This is a genomic window from Cobetia sp. L2A1 (assembly GCF_009796845.1).
Lineage (GTDB): Bacteria > Pseudomonadota > Gammaproteobacteria > Pseudomonadales > Halomonadaceae > Cobetia.
The window spans coordinates 2,243,488-2,267,434 of the sequence record NZ_CP047025.1; the positions used below are offsets into that span (position 1 = coordinate 2,243,488).

Annotated in this window: 16 protein-coding genes, 1 pseudogene and 1 riboswitch; of the genes and pseudogenes, 14 read left to right on the top strand and 3 right to left on the bottom strand. The window is 60.7% G+C overall.

The genetic code is table 11. The features are described 5' to 3' along the window. Window positions 1–150 precede the first annotated feature (150 nt). The 5 genes from GQR90_RS09705 (at window position 151) to GQR90_RS09725 (ending at window position 6,429) form a co-directional block, all read left to right on the top strand. Window positions 151–2,334 carry a TonB-dependent siderophore receptor gene (locus GQR90_RS09705; protein ID WP_233266202.1) on the top strand — a complete coding sequence of 728 codons (2,184 nt, stop codon included), beginning with the start codon at window positions 151–153 and terminating at the stop codon, window positions 2,332–2,334. Window positions 2,335–2,422: 88 nt separating this feature from the next. Next, window positions 2,423–3,514, top strand: coding sequence for an iron-siderophore ABC transporter substrate-binding protein (locus tag GQR90_RS09710; protein WP_233266204.1), 1,092 nt, complete (start codon window positions 2,423–2,425; stop codon window positions 3,512–3,514). 4 nt (window positions 3,515–3,518) lie between these two features. Further along, complete coding sequence (locus GQR90_RS09715; RefSeq protein ID WP_158773934.1) at window positions 3,519–4,526, top strand: FecCD family ABC transporter permease; 1,008 nt, start codon at window positions 3,519–3,521, stop codon at window positions 4,524–4,526. A 65-nt stretch (window positions 4,527–4,591) separates the two neighbouring features. After that, window positions 4,592–5,620, top strand: coding sequence for a FecCD family ABC transporter permease (locus tag GQR90_RS09720; protein WP_158773935.1), 1,029 nt, complete (start codon window positions 4,592–4,594; stop codon window positions 5,618–5,620). Continuing rightward, on the top strand, window positions 5,617–6,429 hold the full coding sequence (locus GQR90_RS09725) for an ABC transporter ATP-binding protein (RefSeq protein ID WP_158773936.1): 813 nt from the start codon (window positions 5,617–5,619) through the stop codon (window positions 6,427–6,429). Before GQR90_RS09720 ends, GQR90_RS09725 begins: the two co-directional genes overlap by 4 nt. 106 nt (window positions 6,430–6,535) lie before the next feature. Here GQR90_RS09725 and GQR90_RS09730 read toward each other — a convergent pair whose 3' ends face one another. From GQR90_RS09730 to GQR90_RS09740, 3 genes are all read right to left on the bottom strand, one after another. Further along, a complete protein-coding gene (locus tag GQR90_RS09730; protein ID WP_199269397.1) occupies window positions 6,536–7,351 on the bottom strand; it encodes a 5'-nucleotidase, lipoprotein e(P4) family in 816 nt (271 codons plus the stop codon). Between the two features lie 345 nt (window positions 7,352–7,696). Then, on the bottom strand, window positions 7,697–8,947 hold the full coding sequence (locus GQR90_RS09735; protein ID WP_158773937.1) for a GGDEF domain-containing protein: 1,251 nt from the start codon (window positions 8,945–8,947) through the stop codon (window positions 7,697–7,699). Continuing rightward, the gene (locus GQR90_RS09740) at window positions 8,944–10,326 is read right to left on the bottom strand and encodes a GGDEF domain-containing protein (protein ID WP_158773938.1); all 1,383 of its coding nucleotides are present in this window, start codon (window positions 10,324–10,326) and stop codon (window positions 8,944–8,946) included. The genes GQR90_RS09735 and GQR90_RS09740 overlap by 4 nt, the downstream gene beginning before the upstream one ends. Before the next feature lie 625 nt (window positions 10,327–10,951). Here GQR90_RS09740 and GQR90_RS09745 point away from each other — a divergent pair. The 9 genes and pseudogenes from GQR90_RS09745 to GQR90_RS09785 all read left to right on the top strand — a co-directional run. Next, window positions 10,952–11,845, top strand: a pseudogene (locus GQR90_RS09745) (IS481 family transposase); the annotation flags it as partial. 193 nt (window positions 11,846–12,038) lie between these two features. After that, window positions 12,039–12,146, top strand: a riboswitch (guanidine-I (ykkC/yxkD leader). A gap of 145 nt (window positions 12,147–12,291) precedes the next feature. Next, on the top strand, window positions 12,292–13,344 hold the full coding sequence (locus GQR90_RS09750) for a putative urea ABC transporter substrate-binding protein (protein ID WP_442778549.1): 1,053 nt from the start codon (window positions 12,292–12,294) through the stop codon (window positions 13,342–13,344). A gap of 114 nt (window positions 13,345–13,458) precedes the next feature. Further along, window positions 13,459–14,283, top strand: a complete 825-nt coding sequence (locus GQR90_RS09755; protein WP_158773940.1) for an ABC transporter permease — start codon at window positions 13,459–13,461, stop codon at window positions 14,281–14,283. Next, window positions 14,280–15,146 carry an ABC transporter ATP-binding protein gene (locus GQR90_RS09760; protein WP_199269398.1) on the top strand — a complete coding sequence of 289 codons (867 nt, stop codon included), beginning with the start codon at window positions 14,280–14,282 and terminating at the stop codon, window positions 15,144–15,146. The genes GQR90_RS09755 and GQR90_RS09760 overlap by 4 nt, the downstream gene beginning before the upstream one ends. Further along, on the top strand, window positions 15,130–15,897 hold the full coding sequence (locus GQR90_RS09765) for an urea amidolyase associated protein UAAP1 (RefSeq protein WP_158773941.1): 768 nt from the start codon (window positions 15,130–15,132) through the stop codon (window positions 15,895–15,897). The genes GQR90_RS09760 and GQR90_RS09765 overlap by 17 nt, the downstream gene beginning before the upstream one ends. An 85-nt stretch (window positions 15,898–15,982) precedes the next feature. Further along, window positions 15,983–16,693, top strand: a complete 711-nt coding sequence (locus tag GQR90_RS09770) for an urea amidolyase associated protein UAAP2 (RefSeq protein ID WP_158773942.1) — start codon at window positions 15,983–15,985, stop codon at window positions 16,691–16,693. Window positions 16,694–16,888: 195 nt separating this feature from the next. After that, complete coding sequence (gene uca / locus GQR90_RS09775; protein ID WP_158773943.1) at window positions 16,889–20,746, top strand: urea carboxylase; 3,858 nt, start codon at window positions 16,889–16,891, stop codon at window positions 20,744–20,746. Beyond that, entirely contained in the window at window positions 20,746–22,578 is a 1,833-nt protein-coding gene (gene atzF, locus GQR90_RS09780; RefSeq protein WP_233266206.1) for an allophanate hydrolase, read from the top strand. The genes uca and atzF overlap by 1 nt, the downstream gene beginning before the upstream one ends. Window positions 22,579–23,162: 584 nt before the next feature. Continuing rightward, window positions 23,163–23,882 carry a Crp/Fnr family transcriptional regulator gene (locus tag GQR90_RS09785; RefSeq protein ID WP_158773944.1) on the top strand — a complete coding sequence of 240 codons (720 nt, stop codon included), beginning with the start codon at window positions 23,163–23,165 and terminating at the stop codon, window positions 23,880–23,882. Window positions 23,883–23,947: the final 65 nt, after the last annotated feature.

Consider the following 23,947-nt stretch of genomic DNA (forward strand, 5'->3'; position numbering starts at 1 on the left):
TCTTCCCCATCGCCTCATGATCCGCAGAAAGTTCCTCGTTTTCGGAGAAGCTTGGCATTTCGCAAAGCTTTTCTGGCATTTCGCAAAACAAATGCCAAAACACAAAGGTAATAATAATCATTCTTATAAAAGCCTCAAGGGAACGACATCGTGTTACAGACACCCCCCATGCCACTGTCGCGGCTGACGATCGCCATTGCCCTTGCCGGTGCTGCATATCCCGTTCTGGCCACGGCCGATGAGACATCGCAATTGACACCGATGACAATCATCGGTGAAGCGCAGACGAGCACCACCGAGCTGACAGAGAGCTACCAGGTCGATTCAAGCACCAGTGCCAATGGCCTGACGCTGTCTCCTCGCGAGACACCGCAATCCATCAGTTTTCTGACGCGCCAGCAGATGGACGACGAAGCCATCACCAGTACGACGGAAGCCGTCAACCGATTGCCGGGGGTGTCCTCGACTCGCCTGGATGGCACGCGGACCAGTTTCTCCTCACGGGGCTACACGATCCGCAATTTCCAATTCGACGGACAGCAGAGCAACACCAGTGGCTTCTGGCCATTTGGTGATGCGGAGTGGGATACCGCCATCTATGACCGTGTCGAGGTGGTTCGGGGCGCCACCGGCCTGATGACAGGCGTGGGCGATCCGTCTGCCACCGTCAATTTCGTGCGCAAGAAACCCCTTGATGCGCCAGCGGCTAGCGTGACTGGCGCCTTCGGCAGCTGGGATCGGCGGCGGGGTGTGGTGGATGTCAGCACACCACTGGATGAGGCAGGCAAGGTAGGGGTGCGCTTCGTGGCTGCCAAGGATCGCTCCGACAGCTTCATGGATGATGTCGAGAATGATCGCGAAACGCTTTACGGCGTGATTGCCGCCGAGCTGACGCCGGATACCGAGCTCAATATCGGTGTTGAATATCAGCGCTACAACCAGGACGGCGCCTATCTGGGCGTACCCCTCTATTACACCGATGGGACACGTACCGACTTTGATCAATCAGTGGCCAACAACACCGAGTGGGCCAATTTCTTCACGGAAAACACCCGCGGCTTCATTGATCTGACACATCATTTCAGCAACGGCTGGCAAACGAAGGCAGCCTATAGCTACGGCGACGCCAATTACGGGCTGACCTACAACTACCGTGGCGGCTATGTCGATCGCGAGAATGGCCTTCTCTACTACGACAGCAACCGACAGTCATCGACCAGCTCCTATCTGGTCGACTATCGCGGTGACCGCACGCAGAAGAATCTGAACCTCAGCGCTGAAGGGCCGTTTGAATTCTTGGGGCGCGAGCATCAGCTGGGCTTTGGCTACATGCAGCTCAAGGAAGAGTACGAGATCTACAGCCGTACCCCTGCAGGCAGCGTACCCGCACTGGGCAACTTCACGGACCGCAATGATCCGGCCTTGGCAGAGCCACAATGGGGCGAATGGGGCCTGACGGATGACACCAGCACGGAGCAGTCCGCCTTCTACGCAGTGACGCGTTTCTCGCTGGCGGATCCGGTGCATTTGATCATCGGCGCTCGTCTGACCGATTGGAATATCGACCAGGATTATCGCGGCCAGCGCAGCTACGAATACAACGACGAATTCACGCCGTATGCCGGCTTGATCGTCGACATCACCGACAACGTCACGGCGTATACCAGCTACACGCAGATCTTCAACACCCAGAGCGAGCGCTCGCCTGATGGTGCACTGCTGGACCCGCTGGAAGGCACCAGCGTCGAAGTGGGTGTCAAAGCCGCGCTGTTCGATGACCGTGCTGACGTGTCATTCGCCGTCTTCCGCAGTGAACAGGACAATCTGGCCGTCGAGATTCCCGGCGTCTACGTCGCAGGCACCACCGATCAGGCCTACTCGGAATCTGACGGTGCCGTGGTCGAAGGCTTCGAGCTGGAAGTGGCCGGTGAAGTCGCGCCGGGCGTCAATCTCTCCGCCAGCTATGCCCTGGTGGATGCCGAGGATTCAGACGGCACGCAGCTCAATACCAGCTATCCGCGTCAGCAGGCCAAGGTCTACGCCACCTGGCAGCTACCGGGCCAGTGGGATCGCCTGACATTGGGGGCTGGCGGCACCTGGCAGGGGGATACCTATCGTGATGCCACCACACCGACCGGCACCGAGAAAGTCGGCCAGGGCGATGTCTTCCTCGCCAATGCCATGGCGCGCTATCGCTTCAATGATCACGTCAGTGCCCAGCTCAACGTCAGCAACCTGTTCGATGAGGAGTACTACGTTCAGCAGGGCTTCTATAGCCAGTACCTCTACGGCGAGCCGCGCACTGCCCTGATGAGCGTGACCTATGACTTCTAGGTCACTGCCGCTCTCTCGCAGGCCCACCGCGAACCACTGACGCTCTTGTCATGCCAACTCATCTGTAGTGCTTGAAAAGGATTTTTGCATGCGACTCACGAAGCTCTCCTGCGCCATTGGTCTGGTCGTCATGGCCGCAAGTCTGGTGCCCGCCACACAGGCACACGATTCCTCATCATCCTCTCCTTCTGATGCTGGTGCTCAGACACAAGCTCAAGATCAAGATCAGATGCAGCCACCAGCATCCGTCTCGACTGCAGCACAAGCCCAGCAGTATCCGCTGCAGATCAAGCATGCTTTCGGCACTACCGTCATCGAGCACAAGCCCGAGCGAATCGCGACCGTCGCGTGGGCCAACCACGAAGTGCCACTGGCGTTGGGCGTCATCCCGGTCGGCTTCCCGATCCAGCGATTCGGTGATGACGACGGTGACGGCATGATGCCGTGGGTCAAGGCGCAGCTTGAAGCGCTGGGCGCCGACTCTGCCAATCTCTTCGATGAAGGCGATGGCATCGATTTCGAGGCCGTGGCGGCCAGCAACCCGGATGTCATTCTCGCCGCCTACTCGGGCCTCAGTGAGGCCGATTACGAAACCCTGAGCAAGATAGCCCCGGTCGTGGCACGCCCCGGCCCGCGCTGGTCTTCCAGCTGGCGCGACATGATCCGCCTCGACAGTGCTGGCATGGGCATGGCTGTTGAAGGGGATGCCTTGATCCAGCGGCTGGAAGCGCAGGTGGCCGAGAATATCGCGAGCCACCCTGAACTCAAGGGCAAGTCGATCATCGTGATCAGTCATATCGATCCGACCAATCTCAGCCGCATCGTCTTCTACAACGACAATGATGCCCGGGTGCGCTTCTTCCATGAGCTGGGACTGACCTCTCCGCCGTTCGTCGCCGATACCGCTACTGACGGCCGCTTTGCCGGCGAGATCAGCGCAGAGCGTCTGGATGAACTCGCCGATGTCGACATCGTGCTCACCTACGGTGGCCAGAAGCTGATAGACCGCCTCAATTCGCACCTGTTGACCTCACGCCTGCCTGCCATCCAGCAGGATGCCATCGTCCTGTTGGAAAATGGCCCCATGGGGACTGCAGCCAATCCCACGCCTCTCTCGATCCCCTGGGTACTCGACGACTATGTTGACCTGCTGTCCGTCGCCGCAAAGAAATCTGACTGATCGCATGCCCGGGTCAGCCTCACGGCGTCGCCGCTGGCTGGGCGCCCTGTTGATGGTCCTCGCATTGATCGTGAGCATGGCGCTGTCCGTGGCCTTCGGTGCCCGAATCACCGACTGGAGTGATATCAGCTCCCTGTTCGACGGCAGCATCGACTCGATGGCAGAAGCGGCGGTCGCCAGTCGCTTGCCACGCACCGGATTGGCGGTACTGGCGGGGGCCGCGCTGGGATTGTCCGGCGCGACCATGCAGGGCCTGACTCGCAATCCGCTGGCAGATCCTGGCCTGTTGGGCGTCAACGCCGGCGCTGCCCTGGCGGTCGTGATCGGCATCGCGTGGTTCGGCATCGATCAGGCCAATCAGTATCTCTGGTTGGCCGTCTCGGGAGCGGGCCTGAGCGCCATCACGGTCTATCTCATCGCGAGTCTCGGACGCGGTGGCGCAACGCCCCTCCGGTTGGCGCTGTCCGGCGCGGTAGTCTCGGCAGCCCTCAGTTCCCTGAGTGCTGCCGTGATCTTGCCACGAACGGACATCGGCGGACTGGTGCAGTCCTGGCTGATTGGGGGCGTGAGCGGGGCAAGTGTCGAGCAGATCACGCCGGCACTGCCCTTCGTCCTCAGCGGCATGCTGATCACCCTGCTCGCGGCGCGCAAGCTGAACCTGTTGGCACTGGGAGATGACATGGCGAGTGGCCTGGGGGAGCGTGTCGCACTTGTCCGCGGCATGGCAGCGCTGGGCGCGATTCTGCTCTGCGGCGGCATTACCGCCATCTGTGGCCCTATCGCCTTTGTCGGCCTGGTCGTGCCGCATGTCTGTCGACTGGTCGTGGGCAGCGATTATCGCTGGGTGTTACCACTCTCTGCGTTGTGCGGGGCATTGTTGCTGACATCGGCCGACATCGTGGGCCGTCTGGTGGCCCGCCCGGCCGAGCTTGAGGTCGGTATCATGACGGCGCTGGTCGGCGCGCCCGTGTTCCTGTGGATCGTGCGCCGCCACGAGGTGAAAGCATTGTGAAGACCTTCGCCTCACGTCGAGCTGCCCCAGCAAGACACAGCAATCTGAGTACCTCACCAGCTCGCATGGCCGCTCACCTGCGGCAGGCCCGTCAACGCCAGCGCACCATCACGTTGCTGATACTGGTCGGCCTGTTGTTGGCCGCCCTCTGCCTGACACTGATGCAGGGCCAGTCCTTCATCGCGCCGAGGGCTGTCATGGGGGCAGTGCTTGGCAGCAACGCGTTTGGCGAAAACGTGCCCGGCGTCAGCTTCATCGTGCGTGAACTTCGTTTGCCACGGGCGCTGGTCGCGATACTGGCAGGGGCGTGTTTCGGGCTCGGCGGTGCAGCCTTCCAGAGCATGTTGCGCAATCCACTGGCCAGCCCAGACATCATCGGCATCAGTGCGGGGGCCAGTACCGCAGCGGTGTTCGCCATCGTGGTGCTGTCACTGAGCGGCAGCGCCGTGTCGTGGTTCGCGATCGGCGGCGCACTGGGCGTCGCAGTGCTGATCTATGCGCTCTCATGGCGCAACGGAATCCCCGGCGCGCGCTTGATTCTGGTCGGCATCGGGCTGGGCGCCATGCTGCAGAGCATGACGGCCTACCTGCTGACTCAGGCCCCCGATTGGTCATTGCAGGAAGCGCTGCGCTGGATGACGGGCAGCCTCAACAGCGTGACGATGCACCAAGTGCCGCCATTGGCTCTAGCGTTGATCGGCCCCGGGGGATTGCTGCTGCTGTTGAGCCGCCATCTGGAGGTGATGCGCATGGGCGATGACATGGCAACCGGCCTGGGTGTCAGGCTATCACTCACTCGCCTGGGCATCGTGGTATCGGCGGTCGGCCTGGTCGCCTGTGCGACCGCAGTGGCAGGGCCAGTCGCCTTCGTGGCCTTTCTCAGCGGGCCAGTGGCAATACGGCTGTTTCGCCACTCGGGCAGCATGTTGATGCCTGCCGCGTTGGTCGGGGCGCTGCTGATGCTGAGCGCCGACTTCATCGGGCAATTCCTGCTCCCGGCACGTTATCCCGTGGGCGTCGTTACCGGCGTGCTGGGCGCGCCCGTCCTTCTTTATCTCGTGATTCGCGAAAACCAGCGGGGAGCCGCGTCATGACACACCCCTCACTCTCGGTTCACCACCTGACGGCAGGCTACGCCGAGCGTCCAGTCCTGACGGATATCGAGCTCAACATCACCCCCGGCCAGACCACCGTGATCGTCGGGGCCAACGCCTGTGGCAAGTCCACGCTGTTACGCACCCTTTCGCGGTTGCTGACACCGTCACACGGTGAGGTATTGCTCGACGGCAAGTCGATCCATCGCCTGCCTGCCCGAAAGCTTGCCCGGCAACTGGGGCTGCTGTCCCAGTCACCGATCACGCCGGAAGGCATTACCGTGCTGGACCTGATCAGTCGCGGACGTCATCCGCATCAAGGGCTGTTTCATCGCTGGAATGATGAAGATGAGAGTGCCGTGGCAGCAGCGCTGCAGGCAACCGATACCATCGCCCTCGCCGACCGCCCCGTGGATGAGCTTTCCGGTGGGCAACGTCAACGTGTCTGGATCGCCATGGCACTCGCGCAGCAGACCGACATCCTGTTGCTGGATGAGCCCACCACCTTCCTCGACATCCATCATCAGATCGAGGTGCTGGACCTGCTGACGGACCTCAATCATGACCGAGGCACCACCATCGTGATGGTGCTGCATGAACTCAATCTGGCGGCACGCTACGCCGATGAACTGATCGCCATGTCAGCGGGCAGTATCTACGCCCGTGGCACTGCACAGGAAGTCCTGACGCCTCAGATGGTGAAGGACGTCTTCGGTCTCGAAAGCCATGTCTCGCCAGATCCCGTCACCGGCAAACCGATGATGATCCCGCTGGGACGCCATGGTGTGAGTACCGCAAGAAAGACATGAAGTGACACGCCATCGCACGCGCTTACCAGGCATGAAAAAGCCGATAGACACGCTATCGGCTTTTTCATGTTGCCATCTCTTGCCAGCAGGCTGGCGAAAAGTCGCCTTACAGCTTGCCCGCCGCCGCGGCCTTCAGCTTCGCCCTGTTGTCATCACTGGCTTCAGGCTCCGATTCACCGAAGATACCGGCCATCCAGTGGCCGTCGGTCGGATTAGGGAACAGAACGTATTTCATGCCGTAAAGTTCACGATCTTCTTCCATCTTGGCCTTGCGACCTTCGACATCGCCTTTGACATAATACTTGCGGCGGAAGTCGTTCAGGCTGTCGCCAAGGAAAACGACGACCTCATGGTCCTGCATGATCTCGTCCTGACGCGTTTCCTTGTTGGAGGTATCACGCAGTACGGTCAGATGAGACTCATCTGTCAGCGGAAACCCCAGGCTCCTGATATTGCCCAGTGCGTATTCGTAGGTCTTTTCCCCTTGATCGCGACTGGTGATATAGAAGATCTCGACGTCATTCTCTTCACAGAATGCCAGGAATACCTTTGCTCCCGGTGACGCGACCATTTCATTCTTGGGAATCCACGCATCCCAGATGGGGTCGTCGAAGAAATCAATGTTCTTGTCGACCAGTGTGGCCCAATACGGCAGCGGCAAGACGAGGGTGTCGTCAAAATCAGAGACGATGGCCAGCGGCTTGTCGCCCGCCTTACGTTTAGCCAGCGCGGCTTCCACATGCATGCGCGCCACATTGAAGCCCTGATAATAAAGCGCTTCATACTCGGCAGCAGTCTGCTTCCAGGCGACGGAATACAGCAAGGGATTGTGAGTGCCTGTCTCCTGCGCCATGACCGTGGTTGAGGTAGCAGCACCACACAGGGCGAGAGCCATGAGTGTCTTGCGGAAGGAATTCATCATGTTGGATCGTGCCTCTGCGTGAATATCGTCAAACTTCATGACTGATTTTTATATGATTATCACAGGATGAATCGACTGCTGGCCGACTCATCACATGACTCAACGCAAATATTTATATTAGATTATACTTCTATAAAGTCCTTGACTCATCGCCTCTCACCGGCGAAATAACGTCCCGCCACATCGTCGTCCATGGCGAAAATGGAAAGTATAAGACACTGAACAGCATGGCAAGCGCTCGCAAATGAACGCCAGGAAATCCACGTTTTCTTTCCCATCCTGGAAGACCGGTGTGACGACATCATGTCAGACGACGCCGCTCAGCTCTTGAAGGAAAGATGGGAGTCACTCCGCCATGACACTGCGATCGCGGCCCTGATGCTTGGCGGCGTAAAGCGCGTCATCGGCCTCGCGCACCAGGTCCGTGGCACTGGTGTGCCGGCCCGGGTGATAGCAGGCAGCACCGACGCTGACGGTCACGACTCCGGCCACGGGGCTACGTCGATGGACAAGCTCAAGGGCGCGTATCCTGCGACGAATACGTTCAGCGCAGCCCCGCACCTGCTGCTGACTGACTGATTCCAGCAGCACCAGAAACTCCTCCCCGCCGTAGCGCACGACCATCCCGCGCTGTGAGCCAATCGCGCCCTGCAACGCCGCCGCCACCTGCGTCAGACAGATATCGCCCTGCACATGGCCGTAATGGTCGTTGTAGTCCTTGAAGTGATCGATATCCACCATGATGAACGCCAGATTCTGCTGCTGGGTCAGCACTGGCCATTGGTGAACGAGGTAATGATCGAAATAGCGCCGGTTGTAGACCTCGGTCAGGACATCATGCGTCACTTCCTGCGTCAGTTTATCCCCGCTCTTGCGGTGCTCGCTCAGGCGGTGCTGCTCCCGACAGCGCAACAACCAGACGCGACGCTCCTGCTGTTCCAGCTGATGGTTGGCGAGCAGTGAAAGCCCCGTGATGCAGACGAAGATGACCAGTGCCAGAAACTCGAGCCCATCAAGACTGGGCGGTTCGCGCACCACCACCACCAGCATGATCACCGAGCAGAGCGCTGATCCTCCCAGCGCATACGGGAAGCGCAGGCGGAAGACGATATTGGCCACCAAAGGAAAGAAGCCGAACAACAAGGTGTCCATGTATGACGTCTCGGTGCGCGAGAGCTGCAGCAGTACGGCGCTGACCAGAATGGCATTGACCACCAGCCCCGTCATCAGCCATTCCTTGAGCGCCATTGATTCCACTCGGCGCACCCACGGCAACACCAGCGCTGCGACGCTGCACACGCCCAGCAGACGAATCAGCATGGCCAGCGGCAGATCTTCACTACGGTAGATGGCATCGTTGATGAGGAAGGTGGCATACATCAAAAAGACCACGATACCTGACAGGAAAAACATCCGAGTGCGTGACTCACGCTCCTGCTCTTGATACCGATGCTCCAGCGTTGCAGGAAAACGCAGCCGCAGCGACAGGGGCCGCCATGACTCGAGCGCCACCTCCACCAGGAGAACATCAGCAGGTGTCAGCGGCGCACTCTGCGCCTTGGCCTTCAGCAACGGCACCGGCTTCTGGCTAGTCATGGGGCACACCCATCCCCGCTATTGAGATCGGCGCGGGCCAGACACACTCGATCACGGCCACTCTCCTTGGCCTGATACAGCGCCTCATCAGCCTGTTGTATCCAGATGTGCAGCAGACTTTCGGCCTCCTCATCACGAGCGCTCGCACTTGCCTCGCGCAACGTCGCTGGAGAATGCACGACCAGCCCGAGGCTCAAGGTGACATGTCCTGCCTCACTGGTTCGATGTGATACGCCAAGACCCGCCACGGCGCGTCGCAACGCCTGCGCTTCGTGCAGCGCCTCTGACACCGTGGCGACAGGCATCAGAACGACAAACTCCTCACCGCCGTAACGGGCCACGATACCGCGCTCGCCCACTGCCTCCTTCAGGGTCTCGGCCAGGAGTGACAAGCAACGATCACCCTCGACATGCCCATAGCTGTCGTTGAAGGCCTTGAAGTGGTCAACATCCATCAGCGCCAGCGCCAGGCAGTGTCCGTGCGGCATGACAGGCAACGTCGTCTCGTTCGCCGCCATATCCGCTTGCATGGCCTTCTCGGCGGAAACATTCAGGATGGAAATGCGCGCCACCGAAACGCCCGTCGCTGATGCCCCAGCCGAGTCATGTCTGACGTAATGCGCGAGCGCCTCAATCAGAAAGCGGCGATTGTAGAGACCCGTCAGCGAGTCGCGTCGGGCCATCTCGTGAAGCTGCAGGTTATGGGACACCGTATTCTGCAGGGTCAGATGGTCCATGCAGTTCATCAGGTAGGCGTGACGAGCAGAGCGCTCGGTCAGGTAGTTGGCCATCAGCGTGAACAGGCAATACGCCATGAAGACGAAGCTGACCGAAAATGCCATGTAGGGATAAGGCATCTCAGCCAGATGCGACACGATGATGAGGAATATCAGGCCCACCAGTGACATGAACAAGGCATGGGTAAAGCGCAACCGCATCACGATACCGCCTATCATCGGCACCACTCCCAGCGCATAGAGCTCCAGCTGGCAGCGAATGTGAGGCTCCTTTATCGCAAGCCAGGCGCCAATCGCCATCGTGAGCCATAGCAAGGCGATCAATCCCCTCTCTCGCACTTTCAAGCCCAGCGGAAGGTGGCGCATCACAAGAATGGTGACAACCAGGCCGACGCACAGAGCCAACCGCGCCTGCACCGAGACATTCTCTACAACGGGCACATGCAGATGGGCATAGGCGGTGTCATACACTACCAGCAGTATCTCGAAGAGGATCAGTGCCCAGCAGCCCAGGCTGGCCCGCGCCACCCGCGCTGAGCGGTCTTCCAACTCGAAATCCTGCTCAAGCTGGGGAGAAAAGCTCAGTGCCGCCGGTGTCGAGGCGGAAAGCTGCTGCTCCAACATCGCCAAACGCAAAGGCATGGGCATTACTCGTTGTCACGTATCTGACCTTCTGTTATCGCACTCGACGCTGTTGAAAGCCACACGGGCGTTGTCCCCTCTACCGCCAGCGGTGCGAGCCAACGCTCTGCTCGACAACAAGAAACCGGCCACAAGGGCCGGTTTCGATTTCTGCAGTGTTGACTGGTTATCTCATACTTGGGGGCTAGGCAGACGCCTCAGTCACACTCTTGATGACCAAGCTGCCCAGCTGACGGGTGTTGTGAGGATTACCGTTACCATTTACCAATGGCAGATTCAGCTGTTTTGCCAGTTCAACAAAGAGAGGTCTATCGGGATGCGTGATCGAAGCCGATTTTGTACGCTACGCAAATGGCACCATAACAAATACATTCTCGTTATATTTGAGTCGTAACGGTGACTTGGCAGAAGGCTTGAGCACAACTGACCCAATGCCGCCCCACTCATGCCCAAGAAACCACCACGCGAAAACGAGGATGGAGGGCCTTTCTCAAGCGCATCAACCACCGAAGACTCTTGCAGATCCTTCTCGACTTCGCCTGTCATCGAGTGTTTTTTGACTGTCTCTGCTGCCCTCCCCCTTAGTATAGATGGGGACGCCGTACTGATGAGCGAGCTCTTTGTTCGTCAGTTTGGGGTCAGCATCTCAACCATCCAGCGCTGGCGTTACCGTGATCATATCCAGGATCGCTCACACACACGCCATAACCTGCTGGCGACTCTGACCTCTGAACAGGAGGAGGTGGTCATCGCCACCCGCGAACTGATACGCCTGGGGCTTGATGATCTACTTGTCGTCGCGCGTGAATTCCTGAACCCCAAGCTGTCACGTTCCGCGCTTCAGCGCATGCTCAAACGACGTGATGTGCCGACTCTCGCCAAGCTGGCGCGGCGAGATGCGGAAGGGGACGAGAAGCCCAAATACCGGCCTTTCAAGGATTATGAGCCCGGATATGTGCACATCGATATCAAGCACCTTCCCCAAATGCCTGACGAAGATCAGAAGCGCTATCTCTACGTCGCGATTGATCGCGCCACTCGCTGGGTATATCTGGAGGTCAGATCAAGCCAATCTGCGAAGGACGCCCAGGCGTTCATGAAGCGGGTGAAAGAGAAGGCTCCCTTCACGATTCACACCGTGCTCACTGACAACGGCAAATCATTTACCGATCGTTTCACCGTGGGAGGTGAACGTAGGCCCAGCGGGCGCCATCTATTCGATCAGGAGTGCCAAAGCCATGGTATCGAACATCGATTGATCAAACCGGGAAGACCGCAGACGAACGGGATGGTGGAGCGCTTCAATGGCCGTATCAGTGATGTATTGGCGACTCGGCGCTATGACTCAAGTGAGGACTTGGAACAGACGCTTGAGCGTTATTGCTGGCTATATAACTACCACATTCCTCAGAAGGCACTACATCACAAGGCGCCAATCGCAGCGATGAAGGAATGGCAAGCCGAACGGCCGGAGTTATTCACTAAGCTCGTAGTTAATCAGACGGGACCCGACACATAGTAAAGCCTATTTATCTTTAGCACTGTTTTTGTGCACCCATGAAAAAATGCTCTTTCCTTGTGCAATTTCATACCACCAGTCAACTGAAACCGCTCGGCATCCCTATTGGCTGACTGTAAAAATCAAAAAATGGCACGCTTCCTGCTAGAAAACAGCGAGGCACCGATAGGCATACAACAATAGAAAATCTACACCAATGGAGCGCTAGGGTTCCGGTGACTGGCTGATGGCCGTCACGACTGGTCCGAGAGCACTCGACCTCCAGCTGGGGGTTACACGGCGGGATAAAAGCCCGGGAGACGCAAAGCCTGAAAAGGTCGGCGCCTCTCACCCTTTTTCCGCCGGAGATAACCACGATGACCCAGCCACTTCGTAGTTCTCACACTGCTGTTGCCAGCCACGCTGATTCACGCGTCGCGGCGTCCCTCGCAAGCCCCTCTTCTTCCGTGACCCGCAGTGCCACCAAGGCGGCGACCATCACTGGCGCTCTGCTGTTGAGCGCGGCACTCAGCCCTCAGGCAATGGCAAAGGATTCCTTCAGCGTGTGCTGGTCGGTCTATGCCGGCTGGATGCCGTGGGAATATGTGGACACCCAGGGCATCGTCGACAAGTGGGCCAAGAAGTACGATATCGACATCGATGTCGTGCAGGTCAACGATTACGTCGAATCCATCAATCAGTACACCTCCGGCAATGTCGACGGCTGTGCCATGACCAACATGGACGCCCTCACCCTGCCTGCCGCCAGCAGCGTGGATTCCACCGCGCTGATTCTTGGCGACTACTCCAATGGCAATGACGGCGTGATGGTGCGCGATGGCGATTCCATCGAGTCGCTGGCCGACAAGAACGTCAATCTCGTGCAGTTCAGTGTCTCCCACTATCTGCTGGCCCGCGCGCTGGACAGCGTTGGCATGAGCGAGCGTGACCTCACCACCACCAATACCGGCGATGCCGATATCGTCGCACTGGCCAGTAACGCCGATACCCAGGCCGTCGTGACCTGGAATCCGCAGCTGGCCACCCTCAAGGACATGCCCGGCTATACCGAAGTCTTCAACTCCAGCGATATCCCCGGCGAGATTCTCGACCTGATGGTCGTCAATACCCAGACCCTGAAAGACAACCCGGACTTCGGTCACGCGCTGGTCGGCGCCTGGTATGAGGTGATGGAGAAGATGAAGGCCGGTGACGAAGACGCCCTGAGCCAGATGGCCGATGCCGCAGGCACCGACCTCGCCGGCTATCAGGCACAGCTGGCCGCGACCCACATGTACTACACCCCCGCCGATGCCGTCGCTGCCTTCAATGCGCCGAGTCTCAAGGACACCATGCAGCACATTGCCGACTTCAGCTTCGCGCAGGGGCTGCTGGGCGAAGGCGCACCGGATGCCGGCTTCATCGGCATCGAGACTCCCGCAGGCATCGTCGGCGATGAAGGCAACGTGATGCTGCGCTTCGATCCGAGCTACACCGCGGCCCTGGCAGACAGCCAGTAACGCCGCGCGAGGAATGAGGGTCTGAGAGCCGCGGGGCTTCCCGCCTCGCGGCGCTCGCTGCCCACCTCTCCCTCGCTCCTTCATTATCAGACCACACACCCGTGGAGCTCGCGCATGAAACGCCTGATCAATCTGACACCTTCCCGAGGAGGACGCTGGCTACTCGGTGGCCTGCCGTTCGCGCTACTGGCGATCCTCTACATCGTGCAGTCCAATCAGCGGCTGCTCGACAACCCCAACGACCGCTTGCTGCCGTCCTTTGCCACCATGGGCGAGTCCTTCGCCAAGCTGGCCACCGAGGTCAACGTGCGCACGGGTGATCTCCCGCTGTGGACTGACACCCTCGCCAGTCTCGAACGCCTGCTGGCCGGCGTGCTGATCAGTGCGCTGATCGGCCTGAGCGTCGGCCTGCTGACCGGTGGCCTGCCGCTGCTGCGCGCCAAGCTGTCACCGCTGATCACCGTGCTTTCCCTGATTCCGCCGATGGCGATACTGCCGATCCTGTTCATCGCCTTTGGTACCGGCGAGATGGCCAAGATCGCGCTGATCGTCATCGGCATCACGCCCTTCCTGATTCGCGACCTGCAGAATCAGGCGCTACGCCTGCCCGATGAGCAGCTGATCAAGGCCCAGACACTGGGCGCCAGCTCCTGGCAGGTACTGACTCGCGTGCTGCTGCCGCAACTGACGCCGCGCCTTCTGAGCGCCACGCGCCTGGCGCTCGGCAGTGCCTGGCTGTTCCTGATTGCCGCCGAAGCCATCGCCGCCCAGGACGGGCTCGGCTATCGCATCTTCCTGGTGCGCCGCTATCTGGCGATGGACGTCATCCTGCCCTACGTGGCCTGGATCACGCTGCTGGCCTTCTTGCTCGACCGCCTGCTGGTACTCATCTCCACGCGTGCCTTCCCGTGGTATCACGCCGAGGAGAGCCAATCATGAGCCTGATACACGCCAGGAATCTCGAGAAGCACTACGGACAGCAAGTGGTGCTGGAACGCATGAACCTGACCGTCGAAGCCGGCGAGTTCATCACGCTGGTCGGCGCCTCCGGGTGTGGCAAGACGACGTTTCTCAAGTTGCTGCTGGGCACCGAAGGAGTCTCGCGCGGTGAATTGCTGCTCGACGGCAAGCCCATCCCCGGTGAGCCGGGCCCGGACCGCGGCATCGTCTTTCAGAGGTATTCCGTCTTCCCCCACCTCACGGTGCTGGGCAACGTGATCATGGCGGAAGAGCTGGCGCGTGCACCGCTGACCGGCAAGCTGTTCGGCGCCCAGCGTCGTGAAGCGCGTATCGCCGCCGAAGTGCGCCTGGAAGAAGTCGGCCTGTCCCATGCGCTGGACAAGTACCCGCACGAGCTGTCTGGCGGCATGCAGCAGCGTCTGGCCATCGCCCAGGCGCTGATGATGAAGCCGCGCATCCTGCTGCTGGATGAGCCCTTCGGCGCACTGGACCCGGGCATTCGCAAGGACATGCACCAGCTTATCCTGCGCCTGTGGGAAGAACAGCAGCTGACCATCTTCATGATCACCCACGACCTGAAAGAAGCATTTGAGCTGGGCTCGCGCGTCTGGGTGTTCGACAAGGTGCGTGTCGATCCACAAGCCCCGCAGGCCTATGGCTCGACCATCACCTACGACCTCCCGACAGACCGCGGCGATACCCGCCACACGACAGCCAGACCTTCCGTGACCGACTCACGTCACCCCGATACCGCAGTGGCAGGCACCTCGACCGAAGGTGCCGCCACTCATGCCGCCAATGCCAACCTTACCGGAGGCCAACTCAATGAACGCACCGCTTGATACCGCCAATAGCACTGACAGCGTCACGGCACACTTCACCGCGAAATATCAGACGCACCTGCCCGGCGGCCATCACTGGTCGATGCGCATGCCGCGGGGCAGTGCCCTCAAGCTGACCGCCAGCGAGGCCAACGCCAATGTCGGCCTGGTGATGTACAACCCGCAGGACACGCTTGAGCGTCTGAACCTGCCGGATACCCTCAAGGGCCAGCACACCTTCCGCCTCACCGAAGGTCACTGCCTGTATTCCGACATGGGCCGCATGTTCGCCTCCATCATCCAGGATGATCTGGGCTGGCATGACAGCGCCAGCGGCAACCTGATGGAGCAGCACTTCGCGGCCAAGGGCTGGCACAAGAAGGCCTACCAGCAGGCCTTCAATGACTTCACGCCCACCGGCCACGACAGCCTGCTGATCGAGATGGCCAAGTACGGGCTGGGCGAGCGCGATCTGTGCGCCAACCTCAACCTGTTCTCCCGCGTGCGCGCCGATGAAGAGGCCAACCTGCATTACGTCACCGACCACTGCGCCGCCGGCGATAGCGTCACCCTGCGCTTCGAGATGGACACCCTCGTCCTGCTGCACACCTGTCCGCATCCGCTGGACCCCGCCGCCGAGTATCCGCTGCGCGGTGTGGACCTGACCTTTGGCACCGCCACGGCCATGGATGAACGCGACGCCTGCTATCTGTCGCGCCCCGAGAATGCCCGTGCCTTTGCCAACAATCAGCTCTATCACCTGGCGAGCTGATCAGGCCACACGCGACAGACGATACGAGCGCGGAACGACCGCAGCCACGATGGCAGAACGACAGCAACGACGACAGGACATCACCATGTGCACATCGACACTCGAACATCCACATACCCATCAGCACTCCACGACTGATGGCGCACCACTGAGCTATGCCGACCCGGCCCAGCAGCCGCGCGAGCTTGAGCGCACCATCGAGGCCGGCGATCACTTCATCGGCCTGGTCCGCGCCGGTCAGCACCTGCGTATCACCGACCTGCACGGCAACCAGGCCGCCGACACGCTGTTCTTCTCAGCCGATGACACCGCCGAGCGTTACAGCGCAATGGACACCGTGCGCGAGCAAGGCAAGGTCTACCTGACCATCGGCACGGTGCTGTATTCCACGCGGGGTCGTCCGCTGCTGACCATCACCGGTGACACCTGTGGCCGTCATGACACCCTGGGCGGCGCCTGCTCCAGCGAATCCAACACCGTGCGTTACGACCTGGAGAAGCGCCACATGCACTCCTGTCGCGACAACTGGATGCTGGCCATCGCCCGCTACCCGAAATACGACCTGACCAAGCGCGACATCGGCCACAACATCAACTTCTTCATGAACGTGCCGGTCACCGCCGATGGCGGCCTGAGCTTCGAGGATGGCCTGTCGGGCCCGGGCAAGTACGTCGAGATGGTCGCCGAGCGTGACGTCTACGTGCTGCTCTCCAACTGCCCGCAGCTCAACAACCCCTGCAATGGCTACGACCCGACACCGGTCGCCATCAGCATCAGCGACTCGCCGCTAGGCTGATCCGCCGAGCTGAGCCGCCGAGCTGACAGCGAAGCTTTCGAACACGCATACGACAAGAAACGGCCGAGCCCCGCCTGACGATGTCATCTCTCTTGCATCACTCGTCAGCTCTCCAAGGCTCTGCCCAGCTACCGGACGACCGGCAGCTCACTGTTTGAAGGCGGGACGACCCGCCGTTGGAAGGATGACTTCGTCATGTTCCACAAGGTCCTGATTGCCAATCGTGGCGCCATCGCCACCCGAATCCAGCGCACGCTGCGTACCCTCGGCGTCAAGAGTGTCGCCGTCTACGCAGAAGCCGATCGTGAATCCCCCTTCGTTCGCGAGGCCGATGAAGCCTTCAGCCTCGGCGAAGGCGCCGCCGCCGACACCTATCTCGATATCGACAAGCTGATTGCCATTGCCCGCGAGAGTGGCGCGCAGGCCGTGCACCCGGGCTATGGCTTCCTGTCCGAGAACACCCGCTTCATCCAGGCCTGTGACGCCGCCGGCCTTGTCTTCCTCGGCCCGACCGTCGAGCAGATCCACGCCTTCGGCCTCAAACACGAAGCGCGCACCATCGCCGAGAACGCAGGCGTGCCGCTGGTACCCGGCACCGGTCTGCTGGACGACGTCGAGAGCGCACTGAGCGAGGCCAACCGAATCGGCTATCCGGTGATGCTCAAGTCCACCGCCGGTGGCGGTGGTATCGGTATGCAGGTCTGTGAAGACGCGACGACCCTCAACCGTGCCTTCGAGTCCGTCAAGGGGCTGGGTGAGCGCAACTTCGGGGATGGCGGTGTCTTCCTGGAGGCGTATATCGCCCGCGCCCGCCACCTGGAAGTGCAGCTGTTCGGCGATGGCGAAGGCCAGGTGATCGCCCTCGGTGAGCGCGATTGCTCCAGCCAGCGTCGTCACCAGAAGGTCATCGAGGAATGCCCGGCGTCCGACCTGCCCGAGCACGTGCGCGACGGGATGATCGCCACCGCCATCAGCCTCGGCAAGGCCGTCAATTACCGCAGCGCCGGTACCGTCGAATTCATCTATGACGCCGAGCGCGAAGCCTTCTACTTCCTGGAGGTCAACACGCGCCTGCAGGTCGAACACGGTGTCACTGAGCTGGTGTGGGACGTGGACATCGTCGACTGGATGCTAAAGCTGGGCGCCGGTGAGCTGGGCGATCTCGCCGCGCTGGCCGCACTGCTCTCCCCCCGCGGCCATGCCATGCAGGCGCGGGTGTATGCCGAGAATCCGCAGCATGATTTCCGCCCCTCCAGCGGCTTGCTCACCGAGGTGGAGCTCAGCGATGACGTCGTCACCGCAACCCTGACGGCCGGAAGTCAGTTGCGGGTCGATCACTCCATCGAGGCCGGCTTCGAAGTGCCCGCATGGTTCGACCCGATGCTGGCCAAGGTGATGGTGCATGCGCCAACCCGTGAACAGGCACGTGGCGATCTTTCCCACGCGCTTGCGGCGTCACGCCTGTATGGCATCGAGACCAACCGTCAGTGGCTGTCGCACCTGCTGGAAGACCCACGCTTCATCAATGTCGAGATCTACACCCGCTGGCTGGAAGGCCTCGAGTGGGCCGCGCCGACCTTTGAGGTGATCGTCCCCGGCACCCTGACCACCGTGCAGGACATGCCGGGTCGCCAGGGCCACTGGGATGTGGGCGTGCCGCCCTCTGGCCCCTTCGATGACTTCGCCTTCCGCCTCGGCAACGCGTTGCTCGGCAACGCTCTTCTGGACAGTCATGCCGATGCCGCTGGCCTCGAGATCACCCTGAATGGTCCGACCCTGCGCTTCAATCGTGCCACGCGCATCGTGCTGGCCGGTGCGCCGCTGCCCGCCCAGCTGACACTGGCGCCGCAGGACGACACCGCCCAGTCGCCGGCCCCCCAGTCTCTTGCGCTGTGGCAGGTGCACGAGATCGCCGCGGGCAGCACCCTGAGCCTGGGCAAGATTGCCGCCGGCGCACGCAGCTATCTGTTGATCGCCGGTGGCATCGACTGCCCGCAGTATCTGGGCTCGCGCGCGACCTTCACCCTGGGTCAGTTCGGCGGCCACGCCGGGCGGGCCCTGCGCAGTGGCGATACCCTCCCGCTGGCGAATCTTGCTGACTGCGCCGCTCCAACATTGACGCAACTGCCTACGGAGTGGATTCCGCAGGCCGCCAGCTCAGTGCAAGACGAGCAAGGCAACAATGCTCAAGACAAGGCGCCGGGCCGCGAATGGCAGATCGGCGTGCTCTATGGCCCGCACGGGGCGCCGGACTTCTTCACCGAGGATGACATCAGTAGCTTCTTCGACCACCGCTGGGAAGTGCACTACAACTCCAGCCGTACCGGCGTGCGTCTGATCGGTCCGCGTCCGCAGTGGGCCCGCGCGGATGGCGGTGAGGCCGGTCTGCACCCCTCCAACATCCATGACAATGCCTACGCCTTCGGCACCATCGATTTCACCGGTGACATGCCGGTCATCCTCGGACCGGACGGCCCCTCACTGGGTGGCTTCGTGTGTCCTGCCACCGTGGTGCGCGCCGAGCGCTGGAAGCTGGGCCAGCTGGCCGCCGGTGATCGCATCCGCTTCGTCGCACTGACACTGGAAGAAGCCCGCACCATAGAGGTGCAGCAGGACGCCCTGCTCGCCGCCCTCGCCAGTGGAGAGCTCGAGACTCTCGACAAGCCCACGGCGGCAACCACCAGCACCGCGCTGAGCACCATCGCCGAGAGCCGCCCACGCCCCGATGACTCTCCCGTTCTCAAGCGTCTGAGCGCCGAGCAAGGCGGCGAGCAGATCATCTATCGTCGCGCCGGTGATGACTTCCTGCTGATCGAATTCGGCGAGATGGAGCTGGATATCGCGCTGCGCTTCCGCGCGCATGCCTGGATGCTGTGGCTGAAAGACAACGGCCTGGACGGCCTGATGGAGATGACACCGGGTATCCGCTCGCTGCAGCTGCATTACGATCCGCGCACGCTGTCACTTGCTGCGCTGATGGCGCATCTCGAACAGGCCGAAGTCGCGCTCAAGGATGTCGAGGACATCGAGATCGAGGCACGTACCGTGCATCTGCCACTGTCCTGGGATGATCCGGCATGCCAGCAGGCCATCGACAAGTACCAGCGTTCGGTACGCCCGGATGCGCCCTGGTGCCCGAGCAATCTGGAGTTCATCCGTCGCATCAATGGTCTGGCGGATGAAGCCGCCGTGCGCGAGACCGTACTCAATGCCCGCTATCTGGTGATGGGCCTGGGCGATGTCTATCTCGGTGCGCCGGTCGCCACCCCGCTGGACCCGCGCCAGCGTCTGGTGACCACCAAGTACAACCCGGCCCGCACCTGGACCGCCGAGAACTCGGTGGGCATCGGCGGCGCCTATCTGTGTGTGTATGGCATGGAAGGCCCCGGTGGCTATCAGTTCGTCGGCCGCACGCTGCAGATGTGGAATCGCTATCGCCGCACCGAGCACTTCACCAGCCCATGGCTGCTGCGCGTGTTCGATCAGCTGCGCTTCCACCCGGTCAGCCACGAGGACCTCAACCAGATCCGTCGTGACCACCCACAGGGTCGCTACGATCTCAAGATCGAGAAGACCCGCTTCCGCCTCGCCGATTATCAGGCGCAGATCGCCGAGCATCAGGATGAGACCGACGCCTTCCGCGCGCGCCGTCAGGCCGCCTTCCAGCAGGAAATCGACGACTGGCACGCGCGTGGCCAGTTCACCTTCGAAGACCAGGTCAATGACGTGCAGGAAGCCGATAGTCTCGCCGAGGATGAATCGGGTATCGAGACGCCGGTCACCGGTAGCCTGTGGAAGCTGGAAGTCGCTGAGGGCGATCTCGTCGAGGCCGGACAGGTGGTGGCACTAGTCGAATCCATGAAGATGGAAGTCGAGATTCGTGCCCACGCTGCAGGCCGGGTCGTACGTCTGCCGATCAAGGAAGGCAGTGGCGTCGCCCCCGGCCAGCCACTGATCGTGCTGTCGACTGAACTGAATGCTGATACCACCGGAACTGAAAGCGACCGCGACAACGGCACACCCCAGACCCTGTCCTCCGAGGAGACGCTGTGATGATGACCCAACCCCCGCATAACCTGAGCATCACGGCGCTGAGCAAGGCCTACCAGGCCGGTGAATTGACGCCACGCCAATTGATCGACGACCTGCTGGCCGCACGCCCCGAGACAGACGCTGCCTGGATCACCCGTCTGACGGCCGAGCAGTTGGAGCCTTATCTGGCGAAACTCGATGGTGTCGCCCCTGAGTCATTGCCGCTTTATGGCATTCCCTTCGCGGCCAAGGACAACATCGACCTGGCGGGTATCACCACGACCGCAGGCTGTCCGGAATTTGCCTATACACCGAGCGATAACGCCTTCGTGGTCAAGCAGCTCATCGCGGCAGGGGCGATCCCGATGGGCAAGACCAATCTAGATCAGTTCGCCACCGGCCTGGTCGGCGAGCGCGCCCTGCCGGTATATGGCACACCCGCCAATGCCTTCGACCCCGCCTATGTGCCGGGGGGCTCCAGCAGCGGCTCCGCCGTCGTCACTGCCCAGGGCCAGGTCAGCTTCGCGCTGGGCACTGACACGGCGGGCTCCGGGCGTGTGCCGGCCTGTTTCAACAATCTGGTGGGCGTGAAGCCGACGCTTGGCCTGCTCAGTGCCGGTGGCGTGGTGCCGGCCTGCGCGACGCTGGATACCATCTCCATCTTCGCGCTGGGCTGCGATGATGCGGCGCGGGTGCTGTCAGTCACGGCTCAGTTTGATCCCGACAACCGCTGGGCGCGCGAGCATGACTTCGCCGTGCATGGCCAGGCCTACGGCCTGCTGCCGGATCTTGCCGGCCTGCGTATCGGCGTGCCGCCGCGTAGCCAATGGCATACCGATGCCGATTACAGCGGCTACATGGAAGCGGCGATGCGCCAGTGCAAGGTACTGGGCGCCGAGCTGATCGAGCTGGATTGCAGCCCATTGCTGGCCGCCGCGCGTCTGCTCTATGAAGGCCCGTGGGTGGCGGAGCGCTATCACGCAGTGCGCGAACTGATCGAGCGCAATCCCGGGGCGCTGCATCCGGTCACGCGTGAGATCACTCTCGGCGGTGCCACACCTCTGGCGGTCGATGCCTTCGATGCGCGCTATCAACTGGCCGAATATCGTCGCCAGGCCGATGCCCTGCTCGCGCAGGTGGATGTGATGCTGGCCCCGACCACGCCGCGTCTGCCGACCAAGGCGGAACTGGCCGAGGCGCCGATTGCCGTCAATTCGGAGCTGGGCACCTGGACCAACTTCATGAACCTTTTGGACCTGAGTGCACTGGCAGTACCGGTCGGCTTCAATAGCCAAAGCCTGCCCGGTGGCGTGACGCTGTTCGCGCCCGCCTTTGAAGACCTTCAGCTGCTCAGCATTGCCCGTCTGCTCGAAAAGGAATTCGCGCTGCCGCTGGGCGCCAGCGCCGTCGCTCGTCCCCAGGCGCGTCTCGCCGACAGTCAGCTGCCGATGGCGAAAAATGGTCGACTCGAGATCGCCGTGTGTGGCGCGCACCTGAGCGGCATGCCGCTCAATCATCAGCTCACCCAGCGTGATGCCCGCCTGGTGGCGAGCACACACAGCGCCTCGCGCTATCATCTCTATCAGCTCGACGATGCCACGCCCGCCAAACCGGCCATGCTGCGCGCACCACAAGGTGGCACCAGTATCGCGCTGGAAGTCTGGTCACTGCCTATCGCCAGCGTCGGCAGCTTCCTCGCCGGCATCCCCTTCCCGCTCGGGCTGGGCCAGGTCGAACTGGAAGATGGCCACTGGGTCGCGGGCTTCATCTGCTCCGTGTCTGCCGACAGTGATGTGCCAATGACGGACATCAGCGAATACGGTGGCTGGAAGGCCTGGGTGGAGCAAAAATAAGCATGTACCGTGACCTATCTTCTACTTCTAGACAGGAAGATGATGGCGGGAAGAGAATGATAGTAAGATGAAAATGGGCGTCCAACTCTCGACGAGTGGGCGCCCATTTTCGTTGATGACGCTGGCCTGTATCAGGCAGACAAAACTCGCGTCTTTATCACGTCGACGATAGATACGGTAGGCCTATCCATCAGCATCACAAGAGACTGTCATGAACGTGTGGTCACTGAGACTATGTTACTTTGTAGCGTCAGCTCCATTCGCCATCACGTCTTGACTGTCATCATGACGAGTCAACTAGCACTTATTCAGTAACATTCCGTCGTTATTGACGTTGTTGCGGGGTGCCATGCTGCCGTAATACTCAGCGTCACCTCCGCTGTCAACAAATAGACTGATCACTCTTGATGTCGGCTTTTCTCGAGAAGGCGAGCAACGTCGTTAGACCCTCGATTCATCTTGAATAGCGAAGACAATACTATGCCCACCTATAATAGCCCTATGAAATCACGGAAGTAAAAGACACAAATAATGTCAAGACAATGGATGTTGCTACACACAAATCCTTTCATTGGAGGAAAGGTATGACCGAACGTCTGACTCATGATCATAATCATCTGCTCGCCACACTTTCTGATGACGTGAAGGAACGCTTGGCGCCGCACATAGACACCGTGCCACTTTCGTTGGGGCAGATCATTCACACGTCGGGAAGCGCGCTGAATCACGTCTACTTTCCCATTGATGCGATCGTGTCATTACTCTATGTGACCGAGAATGGTGCCTCTGCAGAAATCGCGGTGGTCGGCAATGAGGGCCTGGTGGGCATTGCGGTCTTCATGGGGGGTGAAAGCACCACCAGTCGCGCGATTGTACAGAGTGCCGGGCTGGCGTTCAGATTGCCGGTAGATCAGCTGAAGGATGAGTTCAACCGCCATGGCGAAATGCTGCATCTGCTGTTGCGCTATACCCAGTCACTCATCACTCAGATGGCGCAGACGGCGGTATGCAACCGTCATCATTCGATCGATCAGCAGTTATGCCGCTGGTTGCTGCTGTCTCTGGACCGACTGCCGAGCAACCAATTGAACATGACCCAGGAGTTGATCGCCAACATGTTGGGAGTGCGCCGTGAGGGGGTTACCGAAGCGGCCGGCAAACTGAACAGACTGGGCATCATCAAATATCAGCGTGGCCATATCACGGTACTCGACAGACCGCGACTCGAGGAGCGATGTTGCGAGTGTTATGCGGTGGTCAAGAAGGAAAGCGATCGCCTGATGCCCTATTCGCTGCTTATCTGAATGCCTGAATGCCTGAATGCCTGAGTTCTCACTGGTAATAACGAGCCGTTGAACACCCCACCAGG